Origin of the sequence: Fictibacillus sp. KU28468 (genome assembly GCF_026153615.1) — a bacterium.
In the GTDB taxonomy this organism is placed as follows: Bacteria; Bacillota; Bacilli; order Bacillales; family Fictibacillaceae; genus Fictibacillus_C; species Fictibacillus_C marinisediminis.
This window is the reverse complement of record NZ_CP110666.1, coordinates 2,810,954-2,826,314: the sequence shown is the minus strand read 5'-3', so window position 1 is coordinate 2,826,314 and position 15,361 is coordinate 2,810,954. Positions and strand designations below refer to the sequence as shown.

17 protein-coding genes are annotated in these 15,361 nt (G+C 44.5%); 14 read left to right on the top strand and 3 right to left on the bottom strand.

Annotation, left to right across the window (positions count from 1 at the left end; all coding sequences use genetic code 11):
- Window positions 1-27: 27 nt before the first annotated feature.
- Genes glp through OKX00_RS14635 form a run of 4 tightly spaced genes read left to right on the top strand, consistent with a single transcriptional unit; the run spans window position 28 to window position 2,498 of the window.
- Entirely contained in the window at window positions 28-1,311 is a 1,284-nt protein-coding gene (gene glp, locus OKX00_RS14650) for a molybdopterin molybdotransferase MoeA (protein ID WP_322114323.1), read from the top strand.
- A complete protein-coding gene (mobB, locus tag OKX00_RS14645; protein WP_265407817.1) occupies window positions 1,275-1,802 on the top strand; it encodes a molybdopterin-guanine dinucleotide biosynthesis protein B in 528 nt (175 codons plus the stop codon). The genes glp and mobB overlap by 37 nt, the downstream gene beginning before the upstream one ends.
- On the top strand, window positions 1,799-2,269 hold the full coding sequence (locus OKX00_RS14640; protein ID WP_053354784.1) for a molybdenum cofactor biosynthesis protein MoaE: 471 nt from the start codon (window positions 1,799-1,801) through the stop codon (window positions 2,267-2,269). Before mobB ends, OKX00_RS14640 begins: the two co-directional genes overlap by 4 nt.
- Window positions 2,262-2,498 (top strand): MoaD/ThiS family protein, encoded by a 237-nt coding sequence (locus OKX00_RS14635; RefSeq protein WP_053354783.1) that lies wholly within the window; start codon window positions 2,262-2,264, stop codon window positions 2,496-2,498. The genes OKX00_RS14640 and OKX00_RS14635 overlap by 8 nt, the downstream gene beginning before the upstream one ends.
- Here OKX00_RS14635 and OKX00_RS14630 read toward each other — a convergent pair.
- Window positions 2,495-2,623 (bottom strand): hypothetical protein, encoded by a 129-nt coding sequence (locus OKX00_RS14630; protein WP_265407816.1) that lies wholly within the window; start codon window positions 2,621-2,623, stop codon window positions 2,495-2,497. The genes OKX00_RS14635 and OKX00_RS14630 overlap by 4 nt on opposite strands.
- A gap of 142 nt (window positions 2,624-2,765) precedes the next feature.
- Between OKX00_RS14630 and argC the strand changes: the two genes are divergently transcribed.
- The 9 genes from argC to OKX00_RS14585 all read left to right on the top strand — a co-directional run bounded on the left by argC (window position 2,766) and on the right by OKX00_RS14585 (window position 12,911).
- Window positions 2,766-3,803 carry an N-acetyl-gamma-glutamyl-phosphate reductase gene (gene argC, locus OKX00_RS14625; protein WP_062231357.1) on the top strand — a complete coding sequence of 346 codons (1,038 nt, stop codon included), beginning with the start codon at window positions 2,766-2,768 and terminating at the stop codon, window positions 3,801-3,803.
- A 16-nt stretch (window positions 3,804-3,819) separates the two neighbouring features.
- Window positions 3,820-5,049 carry a bifunctional glutamate N-acetyltransferase/amino-acid acetyltransferase ArgJ gene (gene argJ / locus OKX00_RS14620; protein ID WP_322114322.1) on the top strand — a complete coding sequence of 410 codons (1,230 nt, stop codon included), beginning with the start codon at window positions 3,820-3,822 and terminating at the stop codon, window positions 5,047-5,049.
- A 12-nt stretch (window positions 5,050-5,061) separates the two neighbouring features.
- The gene (gene argB, locus OKX00_RS14615) at window positions 5,062-5,811 is read left to right on the top strand and encodes an acetylglutamate kinase (RefSeq protein ID WP_265407815.1); all 750 of its coding nucleotides are present in this window, start codon (window positions 5,062-5,064) and stop codon (window positions 5,809-5,811) included.
- Window positions 5,808-6,962 carry an acetylornithine transaminase gene (locus OKX00_RS14610; protein ID WP_091006530.1) on the top strand — a complete coding sequence of 385 codons (1,155 nt, stop codon included), beginning with the start codon at window positions 5,808-5,810 and terminating at the stop codon, window positions 6,960-6,962. The genes argB and OKX00_RS14610 overlap by 4 nt, the downstream gene beginning before the upstream one ends.
- A 69-nt stretch (window positions 6,963-7,031) precedes the next feature.
- On the top strand, window positions 7,032-8,111 hold the full coding sequence (locus OKX00_RS14605; protein ID WP_265410552.1) for a carbamoyl phosphate synthase small subunit: 1,080 nt from the start codon (window positions 7,032-7,034) through the stop codon (window positions 8,109-8,111).
- Complete coding sequence (locus OKX00_RS14600) at window positions 8,104-11,247, top strand: carbamoyl-phosphate synthase (glutamine-hydrolyzing) large subunit (RefSeq protein WP_265407814.1); 3,144 nt, start codon at window positions 8,104-8,106, stop codon at window positions 11,245-11,247. Before OKX00_RS14605 ends, OKX00_RS14600 begins: the two co-directional genes overlap by 8 nt.
- 5 nt (window positions 11,248-11,252) lie before the next feature.
- Window positions 11,253-12,188, top strand: a complete 936-nt coding sequence (gene argF, locus OKX00_RS14595; RefSeq protein WP_416054342.1) for an ornithine carbamoyltransferase — start codon at window positions 11,253-11,255, stop codon at window positions 12,186-12,188.
- 55 nt (window positions 12,189-12,243) lie between these two features.
- On the top strand, window positions 12,244-12,645 hold the full coding sequence (locus OKX00_RS14590; protein ID WP_062231367.1) for a hypothetical protein: 402 nt from the start codon (window positions 12,244-12,246) through the stop codon (window positions 12,643-12,645).
- Window positions 12,646-12,731: 86 nt separating this feature from the next.
- On the top strand, window positions 12,732-12,911 hold the full coding sequence (locus tag OKX00_RS14585) for a YjzC family protein (protein WP_265407812.1): 180 nt from the start codon (window positions 12,732-12,734) through the stop codon (window positions 12,909-12,911).
- 69 nt (window positions 12,912-12,980) lie between these two features.
- Here the strand turns inward: OKX00_RS14585 and OKX00_RS14580 are convergent, their stop codons facing one another.
- Both OKX00_RS14580 and OKX00_RS14575 read right to left on the bottom strand, forming a co-directional pair.
- A complete protein-coding gene (locus tag OKX00_RS14580) occupies window positions 12,981-14,153 on the bottom strand; it encodes a M20 family metallopeptidase (RefSeq protein ID WP_265407811.1) in 1,173 nt (390 codons plus the stop codon).
- A gap of 70 nt (window positions 14,154-14,223) precedes the next feature.
- The gene (locus tag OKX00_RS14575; protein WP_053354773.1) at window positions 14,224-14,406 is read right to left on the bottom strand and encodes a YjzD family protein; all 183 of its coding nucleotides are present in this window, start codon (window positions 14,404-14,406) and stop codon (window positions 14,224-14,226) included.
- Window positions 14,407-14,577: 171 nt separating this feature from the next.
- Here OKX00_RS14575 and OKX00_RS14570 point away from each other — a divergent pair, with 171 nt between their 5' ends.
- The gene (locus OKX00_RS14570) at window positions 14,578-15,318 is read left to right on the top strand and encodes an alpha/beta hydrolase (RefSeq protein WP_265407810.1); all 741 of its coding nucleotides are present in this window, start codon (window positions 14,578-14,580) and stop codon (window positions 15,316-15,318) included.
- The last annotated feature ends 43 nt before the right edge of the window (window positions 15,319-15,361 follow it).

The window sequence follows — 15,361 nt, the reverse complement described above, 5'->3', positions numbered from 1 at the left end:
GAAATAACCAAAGAGAGAGAGGTGAGCATGATGCCGATTGAAAAACGGGAAATCATACCCGTCTGGGAAGCAGTACGGAGTGTACTGGATCAAACATTTGAATTGCCGACCGAAAAGATTCCTCTTGAAGTAAGTGATAACCGTTATTTAGCGGAAGACATTAAAGCTACCCATGATGTGCCTCCTTTTGATCGTTCTCCTTATGATGGATTTGCAATTAGAGCTGAAGATACAAATGGTGCATCAAAACAAGCTCCTGTAATCTTAAACGTGATCGATTCAATCGGAGCTGGCCATGTTTCTGAAAAAACAGTTCAAAAGGGAGAGGCCGTACGCCTAATGACAGGGGCTGAGATCCCAAAAGGTGCAGATGCCGTCATCATGCTGGAGCTCGTGAGCGAGAGGGACAGCAGGCATATTGAGATAAGACGAACTGTCCTCCCAGGTGATAATATTTCTGAACAGGGTGAAGACACAAAACAGGGAACTCCGATCTTAAAAAAAGGCTCAAAAATTCATCCGGGTGCTGTCGCTCTTCTGGCTACCTTCGGTTATGAAAGAGTGAAGGTTATGAAGAAGCCGGTGGTGGGGATATTAGCAACTGGTACAGAGCTGCTGGATGTTGGGGAGGAGCTCGTTCCCGGAAAGATTCGAAACAGCAATGCCTACATGATTGCCTCACAGATCAAAAAAATAGGCGGTGAACCTCACATACTCGGCAAACTACCGGATGATTTCGAGAAAACGTATACGGGTATTGTCGGCGCTTTAGAACGATGTGATGTGTTAATCACGACAGGCGGCGTTTCAGTGGGAGATTTTGATCATTTGCCGGCAATCTATAAGAAGATGGGGGCAAAGCTGCTTTTTAATAAAATCGCGATGAGGCCGGGGAGCGTTACTTCAGCATCGGTTTACAAGGGGAAACTTTTATTTGGCCTCTCCGGCAACCCGTCAGCATGCTTTGTGGGCTGTGAGCTGTTCGTGCGTCCTTATCTTTTGAATGCCTTGAATGCCGAAAAGGTTCATCTTGGCGTTTTAAAAACAGAGTTACAGGAGGATTTCCTTAAACCGAATCCATTTACACGTTTTGTGCGAAGCAGAGTGGAATGGAGGGGCTCTGCACCATCTTCTGTTCCAGTAGGCTTGGATAAATCGGGTTCCGTTTCCTCCCTCGCAGACGCCAATGCTCTAATCGTTCTGCCTGGGGGAACGAGGGGGTGGGAAAAAGGATCGGAAGTGACCACGCTCTTATTAGACGGGGAAGGCAGTGTATGGCCATGGGATCTGGCAGTAAAGTCCAAGTCGTAGGATATAAGAACAGCGGAAAAACAACTTTGATTACAAACCTATTAGAGGCTGCGGCCAAGGCTGGAATCATGACCGGAACGCTTAAGCATCATGGACATGGCGGCCGGGTTGAATTTCGAGACGATGAAACAGATACCGCAGCACACCGCAGAGCGGGGGCAGTTGTTTCAGGGGTTGAAGGCGGGAATGCTTTTCAGCTTTGTCTTAATATGCAAGCAAGCTTATGCAAGCTGCTAGAACTCTATGAACCGCTGGGACTTGATTTGCTGCTGCTAGAGGGATTCAAGGAACATCAGTTGCCTCGCATCGTCCTGCTAAAGGAGAATGCAGATCTAAAACTTCTTGAAGACAGTGTGAAAATTCTTGCGGTGATTGCATGGCCGCCTGTTTCCAGGCAGATGATATCAGCAGATCTTCCATTTTTCAGGATTGGCGAAAAGGAACAATATATAGATTTTCTTCTGGATTTGTTTAAGGGGTTGAATACATGAAACGATTTGAAATTGTAACTGGACCAATTTTGGTACAGGACATTATAGACAAAGTGATCAGGGCGGAAGCCGGTGCAGTAAATACGTTTATAGGAACTGTCAGAGAGTTGACGAAGGGTAAAAGAACGGTCTATTTAAAGTATGAAGCATATATTCCGATGGCAGAAAAACAGCTTGCGAAGATAGGCGATGAGATTAGTGCCCGCTGGCCGGGATCAAGAACGGCCATTTCCCACCGAATCGGCAGCCTGGACATTTCTGATATTGCTGTTGTTATCGCGGTTTCTACACCTCACCGGGCAGAAGCCTTTGATGCATGCCGCTACGCGATCGAGCGCATCAAAGAAATTGTCCCCATCTGGAAAAAAGAACATTGGGATAACGGAGAGATGTGGGTGGGAGATCAGCTTGAAACAGAGGCCTATTCAAAAGGCCATCCTGAAAGCGAGGAAGATAAAAATGATTAGAGTGTTGTTGTTTGCCGGCATGCAGGAACGCGCAGGCACCGCTGAGCTTCAGTTGGATGAAGAACGGCTCCGTATTTCTGATATTAAATCCGCATTAGAAAAAAAGTATGATTTTCCAAAAATGTTTATAGGCTGTCTATCGGCGGTCAATGAAGAATTTGCCGATGATGATACAGAAGTGTCCACAGGGGATACTGTCGCCTTTATTCCTCCGGTAAGCGGAGGTTAATTTTCGCGTTCTGCACACGAAAAACAAAATAATGTCGTTTGGTCCACATGAATGCCATTTAAAAAGCCCTCTAAACAATAGATGGGCTTTTTGCATTGGCTGCATTCTCCCACGTATTCCTTCATTCTCCCACCTCCTTTTCCTTATCTTAAACGCAACGATTTGTGCAATCAACTCAGAAAAAATAAAAATTTATAAATATACAGTTGAATTTATCTTTATACATACATATAATGAAACATACATTAAAAAAACGAGGTGGAAGTTTTGAATGTCGGTATTGTAGGAGCAACAGGCTTCGGGGGTCTTGAACTTGTGCGGCTGCTGCTGCAGCATCCCGGTGTAAAAAAGCTTACGTTGTATTCATCAAGTAAAAAAGGAGAATCGATTGAAACAATCTATCCCCATTTGAACGGCATCAAGGAGGGAAAGCTGGAAGACATTGATCCGTACAAAATTCCTGAACAGGTTGACTTTCTGTTTTCATCAGCACCTACGGGGGTCTCTGCAAGTTTGCTGCCTCCGATTCTTGAGCGGGGGATGAAGGTGATTGACCTTGCAGGCGACTTCCGTTTAAAGAAAAGTGAGGAATATAAGCAGTGGTACAAAAAAGAACCGCCCGATGCCAGGTGGGTTGATCTAGCGGTTTATGGACTATCAGAGTGGAACACAGATCTAATAAGAAACGCTCAAATGATCGCCAACCCCGGGTGCTACCCGACGGCAGCTTTGCTCGGCCTTTTGCCGCTGATCAAAAAGAGTTTAATAGAAGTCAGTACAATTATTATTGATGCAAAGTCTGGTGTATCAGGAGCTGGGGCGGTTCCTTCTGTTTCGGCACATTTTCCGTTTGCTAACGATAATCTGCAAATCTATAAGGTAAACCAGCATCAGCATATTCCAGAAATTGAACAAATGCTCCATCACTATTGTGAAACGAACAAGCCCATTACGTTCAGTTCACATTTGGTTCCTATGACGCGTGGAATCATGAATACGATGTATGCGAAAGTGAAGGAGGGGGTCAGTTCGAAGGAGATTGAGGAAACCTATATCGAGTATGCAGAACAGCATGATTTTATCAGGCTTTCTCCATCACAAGGATTTCCTTCCACCAGGCAGGTGTACGGAAGCAATTTTTGTGACATCGGCTGGTCCTTTGATCACCGGACACAGCGCATAACAGCTGTATCGGTCATCGATAACCTGATGAAAGGTGCAGCAGGCCAGGCTGTACATAATTTTAATCTAATGAATGGATTTCCGGAAGCAGCCGGATTGCCGGCAAGTCCAGTTTTTCCATAAAGGAAGGAGAGCCGATGTGGCTTCTATCGTTTCATCTCATCTAAAAAAAGTTACAGGATCAAATATTACATTGCCAAAAGGATTTTCAGCTGCGGGTATGAACTGCGGAATTAAATACAAGAAAAAAGATCTAGGTATTATTTTGAGCGAGAAACCAGCTTCAGCTGCGGCAGTATATACAACAAATAAGATCAAGGCAGCTCCCCTGGAGGTCACGAAGGAAAGCATTGAAACTGAAGGATTGCTGCAGGCTGTGATTGTTAATTCTGGGAATGCCAACGCCTTTACGGGAGAACAGGGCAGATTGGATGCCTATGCCATGCGCAATGAAGTGAGTGAACGATTTGGACTGCAACAGAATCATGTGGGGGTAGCCTCCACAGGCATTATCGGCGAGACAATGCCGATCGATACAATATTAAAAGGAATTCAGCAATTGAATCCCGCATCCAAACTGAATCAAGCGCTGGAGTTCAGCCAATCGATTTTAACGACCGATACGAAGACAAAAAACGCTTGTTACTCTTTTACTGTAGGCGAATCAGAGGTGGTGCTGGCGGGTACAGCGAAAGGATCTGGAATGATTCATCCGAATATGGCGACGATGCTTTCCTTTTTAACAACAGATGCTAACATATCTCCCGAAAATCTTCATCACGCACTGAAAAAAGTGACAGATCAAAGCTTCAACTGTATTACTGTTGATGGTGAAACATCGACGAATGACATGGTTCTCATACTTGCCAATGGATATGCAGATCATGAGGAACTCACTCCTGATCACCCTGACTGGGGAACATTCCTTCAAGCATTGACACTAACGTGCACCGATCTTGCGAAAGCCATCGCCAGAGATGGAGAGGGAGCAACGAAATTGATCGAGGTGACGGTGGAAGGGGCGGCAAGCAGTGAGGAAGCTAGAGCGGCAGCAAAGTCCATCGTTGGTTCACCGCTAGTGAAAACGGCCATCTTCGGTTGTGATCCCAACTGGGGAAGGATCGTAGCTGTCCTTGGATATGCAGGCATCGAAATGAGTCCAGAAGCGATTGATCTTTATATAGGAGATTTTCCTGTACTGGTGCAGAGTGAAATCGAACGCTTTAACCATGAAGAGATCTCTGGCTACCTAACAGGGAGCGAAATTTCCATAACAGTCAACCTCCATACAGGAAACGGAATAGGAAAAGCTTGGGGCTGCGACCTAACCTATGATTACGTACAAATCAATTCCAGCTATAAGACGTGAGGAGGAGACAGGATGGATCAATTGGTAATCATTAAGTGCGGGGGGAGCGTTCTGAAAGCGCTGGAGCCTTCATTTTTTCAGAGGTTAAAAGATATGCAGGAAGAAGGAAAACAAATCATACTTGTTCATGGAGGCGGACCGGATATTACCAAATTTATGAATGTCCTGTCCATACCAAATGAATTTATCAACGGTGTGAGGCGAACCTCCGGCCGAGCGGCAGAAACAGCCGAAATGGTACTTGCAGGCCGGCTGAATCCCTGGTTTGTGTATCAGCTGAACCAGCTGGGGCTCAAAGCTATCGGAATAAATGGCAATGATGGTGCGTTATTGGAATGTGACTATCTGAAAAAAGAACAATGGGGCCATGTGGGCAAGATTTTAAAGGTGAACAGCGGAACGCTGACGCAGCTGATCAAAGCTGGTTTTATCCCTGTCATCGCATCAGTATCAAGGAATCTTACTGGAGAAATCTTGAACTTAAATGCAGATACAGTCGCCTTTGAAGTTGCCTCTGTGATGGAGGCGGAATCTCTGATTTTTGTGACAGACGTCAACGGAATTATGGCAGAAGGCAAGACTGTTCAAAAAGCGTCCATCGCTTCAATACATGAGCTGATTAATAACGGGGTCATAACAGGAGGGATGATTCCAAAAGTACAGGCGGCTATAGGATGTCTGCAATCCAAAATTAAAGAGATTCAGATCGTAGGAAAAGAAATGAAAGGGACGATGATCATAAAAGAGGAGGTATACAGTTGAGTGCACTATTTTCAAACTACGGCCGATGGGACCTGCAGATTGAAAGTGGAAGCGGGAGTACGTTGACCGATCAGGCGGGCAAGTCTTATCTTGATTTTACGAGCGGTATCGGTGTTTGCAATTTAGGCCATGTTCATCCAGCGGTCACAGCTGCGGTTGAAAAACAATTGAAAAAAGTCTGGCATACATCTAACCTGTTCCAATCTGATCTTCAGGAAGAAACTGCAGAACTGCTGGTTAAGCCTACTCATCTAAATAAAGTGTTTTTCTGCAACAGCGGAGCGGAAGCGAATGAAGCTGCTATTAAACTTGCAAGAAAATTTACTGGGAAAACAAAAATCATAACGTTTGAGCAGTCCTTTCATGGAAGAACCTATGGAGCAATGGCAGCAACAGGGCAGGATAAGATTAAAAAAGGATTCGGGCCGATGCTGGCGGACTTTCAAACGGTTCCTTTTAATGACTTTGATTCATTGATCAAATACGCTGATTCACAGACAGCTGCGGTAATGCTCGAAGTGGTTCAAGGAGAAGGCGGTGTCATACCGGGAAATGAATCCTTCTTGCAAAGGGTTCAGCAGCATTGCAAGGATCATGACATACTTTTGATCATTGATGAAGTGCAGACTGGGATTGGACGGACTGGGAAAGCTTTTGCTTTTCAGCATTATGGATTAAAACCTGATATCGTTACGTCCGCAAAAGGACTAGGCAACGGTTTTCCAGTAGGTGCTGTACTGGGGACTGAGGAAGTAAGCACAGCGTTTGGACCAGGCAGCCACGGAACGACGTTCGGGGGGAATCCGCTTGCCATGGCAGCAGCGAGTGCCGTACTAAAAGAAGTGTTCTCTGACGTATTTCTGGATGAAGTGATGAAAAAAAGCGCTTTTTTAATTGAAGAATTACAGAAGGAACTATCTCCTTGTAAGGAAGTATTAGAAGTCAGAGGGCTGGGGTTGATGGCAGGTATTGAATTCAGTCATAAAGCCGCGCCACTCATTCAGGAACTTCAAAACGATGGGGTGCTGGCACTGCCGGCAGGAGAGTGTGTTTTGCGTCTTCTCCCGCCTCTAAACATGAGTTATGAAGAACTGGCGGAAGGCGTCAAAAAAATATCTAAAGCTGTTAAAAAGAAAAGCATCCTGGTATAACACATTTTTTTTACAAGGAAATGCATAAAAATTCAAATATAAAAATTAATATACAAAGGAGAAGGAATGATGAAAGGATTCTTGCAGCTTTCTAATGGAGAAAGTTTTAAAGGGATTTGGCACGGGGAGCCGCAATGCTCGAGCGGTGAAGTGGTGTTTTTTACCGGAATGACCGGATATCAGGAGGTACTGAGCGATCCTTCTTATCACGGACAGATTGTTGTTTTTGCTTATCCTCTCATCGGAAATTATGGGATCAATAAAGAAGACTTTGAATCTATCGTTCCTCAGCCAGCCGGAGTGGTGACATGCTCTGCAGATGAAGAAGGCCATCACTATCAGAGCCAGGAGTCATTTTCAGCTTTGCTGAAGAAGCATAATATACCGCATTTGAGCGGAGCAGACACCCGGTCTCTAATAAAATTGATCCGTTCCGAGGGAGACATGAAAGGGTTATTAACCAGCAGTGAACAAACTTTGCAGGATTTCAAAGAACAAAAAGGGATGCAGGGAAGGCTGGTAAAAGAAGTAGCCGTGACAAAACCTGAGGTGTACGGCAAAGGAAAAACACATATCGTAATGATTGATTTCGGATATAAGAAATCCATTTTGGATGCCTTAATCTCGTCCGGATGCAAAGTGACCATCGTCCCCTATGATACACAAGAAGAAGTTCTCCATAAACTAAAACCGGATGGCCTTCTCTTTTCAAATGGACCGGGCAATCCAAAAGAACTGGCACCCTATATGCCAGTGTACAGAAGGCTAGCCGAGCTCTACCCTTCATTTGGTATTTGTCTCGGTCATCAGCTTTTGGCACTGGCTTTCGGCGGAAACACTAAAAAATTAAAATTTGGCCATCGGGGAGCGAATCATCCCATCATTAATGTGAGAACGAATAAAGTGGCGATGAGCTCGCAAAATCATGGCTATGTTGTGGAGGAAAACAGTTTAATTCATACCGGGTTTCAAGTGCTCTATAAAAATATCAATGATGGAAGTGTGGAAGGGATGTTTCATGAAACACATCCGGTCATGACGGCCCAGTTTCATCCTGAGGCCAATCCAGGACCGGAAGATCATGCTCATTTGTTCAGCAGTTTTATTGAACTAATCAAAGAAAAGAGGAGCGAAAAGATTTATGCCTAAGCAGCAAGAGATTCATAGTGTCCTGGTGATTGGTTCGGGGCCTATCGTCATCGGGCAGGCAGCTGAATTTGATTATGCAGGAACACAAGCCTGTGCAGCGCTGAAAGAAGAAGGAGTACATGTTGTTCTCGTCAATAATAATCCGGCTACCATCATGACGGATGAAACGTATGCCGATAAAGTATATTTTGAACCTCTGACTGCCCAGTCCTTGGCAAGCATTATCTCAAAGGAAAAACCTGACGGACTATTGGCTTCAGTCGGCGGGCAAACCGGGTTGAATTTGGCAATGGAGCTTCAGGAAAAAGGGATTCTAGAGGAACACAATGTAAAACTGCTTGGGACAAATTTGGAGTCCATTAAAAAAGCAGAAGACCGCGAGCTTTTCCGTACATTGATGCATGAGCTTGATGAACCTGTACCCGACAGTGAAATTGTAACAACAGCTGAAGAAGCTGCTGCGTTTGCAGAAAAAATAGGGTTTCCGGTCATTATTCGTCCAGCATACACGCTAGGAGGCTTCGGGGGCGGTACTGCGCATACAGAGCACGAACTGAATGTCATCGTTAAAAAAGGTCTATCAGCAAGTCCGATCGGCCAATGTCTGATCGAGAAAAGCATTGCCGGATTTAAGGAAATTGAATATGAGGTGGTACGCGACTGCAATGATACATGTATCACGATATGCAATATGGAAAATATTGATCCGGTAGGCATACATACCGGCGATTCGATGGTTGTCGCACCAAGCCAGACAATGACAGATCAGGAATACCACATGCTGCGTTCGTCAGCCATAAAAATCATCAGGGCACTTGGTATTATCGGCGGCTGCAATATCCAGTTCGCTCTTGATCCAGAAAGCAAAGCCTATTATCTGATTGAGGTGAACCCTCGTTTAAGCCGATCATCTGCCCTGGCTTCAAAAGCAACCGGATATCCAATCGCAAAAATAGCAGCAAAATTAAGTGTTGGTTATCAGCTTCATGAACTGAAAAATCCTGTTACTGGTTCAACGTTTGCCAGCTTTGAACCGGCTTTGGACTATATTACGGTTAAAATGCCGCGCTGGCCGTTTGACAAATTTCCGGAAGCAGAAAGAAAACTCGGAACGCAAATGAAGGCCACCGGAGAAGTGATGGCGATCGAGAGGAACCTGGAAGCGGCTTTGCAAAAGGCTGTCCGTTCTCTGGAACTGGACACGGAAAGTATTTTTTTGCAGGAGCTTAAGACATGGGGGAGCGGGAAGCTGAAAAATCTTTTATTAGAAGCGGACGACCGCCGGTTCTTTGCGATCACGGAATTGCTCAGCCGGGGAACTTCGGTTGAAGAGATTCATGAAATTACGAAAATCAATTCTTTTTTTCTTGCGTCATTTAAAAAACTGGCTGACCTCGACCAGCAGATAAAGAACAGTTCAATGAAAGACCTGGAAGTAAACCAGCTTTCTGAATGGAAAGCTGCGGGATTCTCTGACCAGACGATCGCAGCGGCCAGGAACGTGACTGAAAATGAAGTAAGACAAAAAAGGATTCAATCAGGAATCGTTCCTTCATATAAAATGGTCGACACATGTGCGGCAGAATTTACTGCTGATACGGCTTATTATTACTCAAGCTGGAAAGGGAAAAGCGACAAACTTCCGGGAAAGAAAGAAAAAATTGCAATCATCGGATCTGGACCGATACGGATCGGCCAAGGGGTAGAGTTTGATTATTGCTGTGTTCATGGCGTGCTTGCTTTGCAGAAGGAAGGCTATGAGACCATTCTGATCAATAATAATCCGGAGACTGTAAGTACTGATTTTGAAGTGGCGGATACGCTTTATTTTGAACCTCTTTCATTTGAAGACATTATGAACGTACTGGAGTTTGAAGGAGCCGAAAAAGCGATCCTTCAGTTTGGGGGACAGACAGCTATCAATGTAGCAAATCAGCTGGAAGAAGCGGGTATCCAAGTCCTTGGTTCAAGAGCAGATCTGATTGATGAGATGGAAAACAGGGAGAGGTTTTATCACTTTCTGAAAAAATACGGCATCCCTCATGTGCCAGGGGAAACAGCGTATGAAAGGCATGAAGTACTGACATCCGCACAGAAGATCGGCTACCCGGTCTTGCTGCGCCCTTCCTATGTAATCGGCGGAGAAGGAATGGTGATTGTTCATGGTGATCACGAGCTGAAGGACTATTTGAACACACAGACCATCGAGTTTCCTGTTCTAGTCGACCGTTATATTTCAGGGAAAGAAGCAGAAGTAGATGTATTAACAGATGGAGACCAAGTATTTATTCCAGGGATTTTTGAACATATCGAGCCAGCGGGCGTCCACTCTGGTGACAGTACAGCTGTTACACCTCCGGTAAGTCTGCAAAAGACCACGATTGATTTTATTGTATCTTATACAGAAACGATCGCCCGCTCGATGCCGTTCAAAGGGATTTTCAATATCCAGTTTGTCATCGAGGGGAACGAGGTTTATGTCCTTGAGATCAACCCGCGTGCATCAAGGACCGCACCTATTTTTAATAAAATATCGGGTGTGAACGTTATCCAGTCTGCCGTTCAAGTCATGCTTGGCAAGAAGCTGGCTGAGCTCGGGATTGAAGAAGGGCTGAACGAAAACCACTATTTCGCAGTAAAAGCACCTGTATTTTCCAATGTTAAGCTCCCAGGCCTTTCGCCTAAAACAGCCCCTATTATGCGTTCAACTGGAGAGGTGCTTGGAATTGGAGATTCTTTAGGGGAAGCTGCACAAAAAGTCTTTGCAGGGTGCAATCCGGCTGCCAGGACAGGAGATGTTTCTTTGCCAGCCAGCCTTTATGCAGACGTAGAGGAAGATTCCCTTACTATAGAAGAAACACAACTTCTCCGAAATTGGAAAGAGAAAGGTGTGAGCGTCTATTTTCCATCACAGCTCCCTTTTTCAGAGTGGAACCAATCGAGGCAGACCGGCATCTACTTATCAACGGGCAGCGACGAGCTTTCGCAGAAAAAGTTAATGGAGGCCAGTCTGGCAGGCAATTATATCTTTACACAATGGGAAACATGTACATTTTATCAGTATGGCCTATTGTCTTATAACGAAAATCCTATCCATATCAAAGAAAAACAAGAAAGAAAGGGAGTTAAACTATGAATCCGATGGCATCCATTGCGGAAACGTCACTCAAAGGCAAGAACCTGTTAACCCTGGCGGACTGGAAGGCGGATGAAATACAACAAATCCTTCACTATGCCCTTCAGCTGAAAAAAGAAAACCAGCCAAAACACCTGCTGGCGGGAAAAACCCTAGGAATGATTTTTGAAAAATCATCCACAAGAACCAGGGTATCTTTTGAAGTCGGCATGCTTCAGTTGGGCGGTCATGCTCTTCACCTAAGTTCCCGTGACATTCAAATGGGGAGAGGAGAATCCATCGCCGACACCGCAAAAGTGCTGTCAAGGTATCTAGATGCGATTATGATCAGAACATTTGACCATGAGATTGTAGAAGAACTTGCTCTTCATGCTGATATACCAGTGATTAACGGACTAACCGATGATTATCACCCATGCCAAGTACTTGCTGATCTCATGACCATTCTTGAATATAAATCCGCTTTTGCAGGAAAAAAATTAACGTATATCGGGGACGGAAACAACATGGCCCATTCCTTAATGATCGGCTCGGCTAAAGTGGGACTGGACTGTACCATTGTGACTCCGAAGAATTATAAGCCGAAAGCGGAGATTGTAAGTAAAGCGCAGGAAATTGCAAAAGAATCGGGTGCGAAGATTCTTGTGACCAATGATTTAAAAGAAGGCATACAACATGCCGATATCGTGTATACCGATGTATGGGCAAGCATGGGCTGGGAAGACGAAACCAATGAGCGTCTCAAAGCTTTCAAAGAGTATCAAATAAACAGCGAATCTTTATCAGGCGCAAATCCAGATTATATTTTCATGCATTGCCTGCCTGCACACCGAGGGGAAGAAGTGACAGGTGAAATAATAGATGGAACTCATTCCGTTGTCTTTGAGGAAGCAGAAAACCGTCTGCATGTTCAAAAAGCACTGCTTGCATCTGTTATGTAAGGGGATGAACACATTGGGGCTGGGTGAATAACATGTGTTAGTAAGGAGGTGCCCCATGTTTAATAACCAGAATCCTTATTATGCTCAACAGCAAGGTTTCCAGCCGCAAGGCTACCAGCAACCGCAACCGGGCTTTCAGCAGCAAGGCTTCCCGCCGAATCCTCAAATGTTCAAAAAGATGCAGAAGCTGTGCCGGAAAAACATTCAGCGATTTGTTTCGGTAACCATGCTCGATGGCAGTGTATACGATGGATTTATTGAATTCATGGACGGACAGAATATTTATTTTGCTTCTCCCATTATTGATGAGGGGCAGGACAGTGAAAGAGAGAACAACGAAACCGAATACGATTATCCATATTACGGGTTTTCGCAGCCTGTAAGAAGCTATGAAATTGAACGGTTTATCATCCCGGTATCCAACCTGGCGAACGTCACGCCTGTTCCATATTACTAATTTCCGAGCCAGCCATTATTGGTTGGTTTTTTTGTGTGTTTTTGGGAATAGTAATCAACGAAAATGTAAAAAGGAGTGTGGAAACATTGGGTCAGAATCATCAATTTAAACATGGGCAAAAGGCTCCAAACAATGGCATCTATGTAGAAATCGGCGAAACCGGAAGCATGGTCAACGATCCGCAAGAGGTCAAGCTTAGTACGGGGGACCCCTTTCCGAAAAATTCAAATCATAACCGTGTTTGGACGTATAAACGAAAGCCTTGATTCTGCTGAAAAAAGAGATTGGCGCGTAATGTTAACGAACTGGCGCGTAAAAGAAAAAAGGACCTGGAATCAGGTCCTTTTTTCGCGGTTTTCGAATTCTTCTTTAACAGCCTTTAGAAGCTGTGGATTCGTCAGGAGGTCATAGCCGGTTAGTGCAAGTGATTTTGCACCGATGAGCATTCCATCATAGCCCTTTTCTGAATTGGCTGCAGTGCAAAATTCTCTCGTATGGAGATTATGAAAGGCATCCGTAATCTTAATATACGGGTGGATGGCCGGTACCACCTGGCTCACATTACCTAAATCGAGTGATCCATGGTCATTCCCTGTTTCAATTTCTTCGAGCGGAATGCCGAGTGAAACGAGATTTTTTGTAAACGCATCTGACATGGATTCATTCGTAAGCAGGTTGGCGTAGCCGAGTTCATAATGTGAGGCTTCCCATTCACAGCCCGAACTCATAGCTGCTCCTGCAGCACAGTCTTTTACTCTTCTCACCAGGTCTGGCAATTGTTCAACAGTGGACGCACGCACATAGAATTTAGCTTGTGTTCGATCCGGAATTACATTGGGTACGGTACCGCCCTGCGTGATTACTCCATGGATGCGGACATCTGGGGTGACCTGCTGTCGGAGAGCATTCACATTGTTAAACAATGAAATGACAGCATCCAGAGCATTGATTCCTTCATGAGGTGAAGCAGCAGCATGCGCGGATTTGCCCTTAAAGTCAAATTGCAGAGCTTCCATCGCCATACTCGATCCGCTTCGTTCAAAGGCTTTGTATGGATGGCACATGAGGGCAGCATCTGCACGGTCAAAGTATCCTTTATCGGTAAGGTGAACCTTGGCTCCTCCAGTTTCTTCTGCAGGCGTTCCATATACAAGTACTTTTCCTCCGGTCTCGGCGAGCACTCGGCTAAGTGCAATTCCGGCAGCCGTACTCATCGTACCAATCAAATTATGGCCGCAAGCGTGGTCAATTTCCGGAAGTGCATCATATTCTGCAAGAAAGCTGATGGAAGGGCCGGATTGCCCGCTGTCATAAACAGCAATAAATGCCGTTTCCATTCCCTCGATATTCTGTTCAACCTCAAAACCAAATGATCTTAATGTGCCGATGAGTTTATTGGATGACTGATATTCATTATAGCCAAGCTCGGGATGCTCCCAAATATAGCGGGCAACTTCTTTAAATAAGTCAAAATTGTCATCCAGGAAAGCGGTAATGGATTCTTTCATTCGATAACCTCCAGATACGTCCTTATTATGAAAAAAAGCCCTTCACGGATGTGATGGGCTGCTATTTTGGTTATTCTGCAGTTTCTGCTTCATTTGGAAGTACAGCACCGATGATCATGATAAATACGGCAAAGATCACGCCAAATGTTGTAGCTTTTGCGAAGTCGTATGCTCCGCCCTGCATGGAAGCCAGTACATAAAATGCCATGTTGCTTAAAAGTAATGACCAGATTAACGTCCAGAAATAGCGCATTTAGTTCACCTCAGCTTTATGTAAACGAATTCTTCTCCTGATATAGTAACAAAAAATCAATGTTTTGTCTTTAAATGTTTTAGGAAATCAGCCAGGAATAGGCATATCCCTTCTCCACTTTCACAGAACGGACATAGAATAAGTAAGAAAACTTTGGATGAGGGGAGAAAAGTGAGTATCGAAGAGAGATCATTCAGCTTAGATGGACAATGGAATACAATACATCTTCCTGAACAGCCAAACGGTTTTGCTGTCATGGTATTTGGAGACTGCAATCATTTTGTTGATAATCATACAAGTTTATGGAAACAGAACACTGACCGGTTCATGCTCATCCGTACTCTGATGGAAATGGGATACACCGTTTTTTATTCACATCTATACGGACGGAACTGGGGGAACCCAGAGGCTGTAAATCTTGCGAGAAGAGTTTACCGATATGTTGTGAAATATGAAATTCTAAATCCGAAGATTCATATCCTGGCAGAAGGAATGGGTGCTCTAACCGCACTCGATTTTATCAATGATATGGAAGGATACATCCGGTCTGCCATTTTTATCAACCCCTGCCTGGATCTTAAGGGGCATTTTCAGCAGGAAAAGCAAAACAAATTATTTTTAAAGCGAATCCGCAAAGAAATCAGCCAGGCTTACGGAATAAAAAACGAACAGATCGATGGATTTCTAGACAAAGAAATTTCTCGGTTCAACCTGAAAAGCAATGTACCGATTAAAATTTTTCATGATGCGGCAGGTTCGGTTTATCCTTTCAAAGTGCATAGCCGGCCCTTTGAATCCTCTTGCCTTGAAAAAGGTTTCTCTGTTTCGCTGACCATACAGATGCCGGGTAAAAGTGCAGAACGGTATACTTCCATCCCTTATTTTTACAGCCGCTTTGAGACCATCCTGTGACTTTATGGTTGCAGGTTTTTTTATGTGCTTTTCTTAAGATGCA

Bases quoted from the DNA above. Each gene is read 5' to 3' on its own strand.
- glp (WP_322114323.1), top strand. From the start codon at position 28: ATGATGCCGATTGAAAAACGGGAAATCATACCCGTCTGGGAAGCAGTA.
- mobB (WP_265407817.1), top strand. From the start codon at position 1,275: ATGGCCATGGGATCTGGCAGTAAAGTCCAAGTCGTAGGATATAAGAAC.
- OKX00_RS14640 (WP_053354784.1), top strand. From the start codon at position 1,799: ATGAAACGATTTGAAATTGTAACTGGACCAATTTTGGTACAGGACATT.
- OKX00_RS14635 (WP_053354783.1), top strand. From the start codon at position 2,262: ATGATTAGAGTGTTGTTGTTTGCCGGCATGCAGGAACGCGCAGGCACC.
- OKX00_RS14630 (WP_265407816.1), bottom strand. From the start codon at position 2,623: ATGAAGGAATACGTGGGAGAATGCAGCCAATGCAAAAAGCCCATCTAT.
- argB (WP_265407815.1), top strand. From the start codon at position 5,062: ATGGATCAATTGGTAATCATTAAGTGCGGGGGGAGCGTTCTGAAAGCG.
- OKX00_RS14605 (WP_265410552.1), top strand. From the start codon at position 7,032: ATGAAAGGATTCTTGCAGCTTTCTAATGGAGAAAGTTTTAAAGGGATT.
- OKX00_RS14600 (WP_265407814.1), top strand. From the start codon at position 8,104: ATGCCTAAGCAGCAAGAGATTCATAGTGTCCTGGTGATTGGTTCGGGG.
- argF (WP_416054342.1), top strand. From the start codon at position 11,253: ATGGCATCCATTGCGGAAACGTCACTCAAAGGCAAGAACCTGTTAACC.
- OKX00_RS14590 (WP_062231367.1), top strand. From the start codon at position 12,244: ATGTTTAATAACCAGAATCCTTATTATGCTCAACAGCAAGGTTTCCAG.
- OKX00_RS14580 (WP_265407811.1), bottom strand. From the start codon at position 14,153: ATGAAAGAATCCATTACCGCTTTCCTGGATGACAATTTTGACTTATTT.
- OKX00_RS14575 (WP_053354773.1), bottom strand. From the start codon at position 14,406: ATGCGCTATTTCTGGACGTTAATCTGGTCATTACTTTTAAGCAACATG.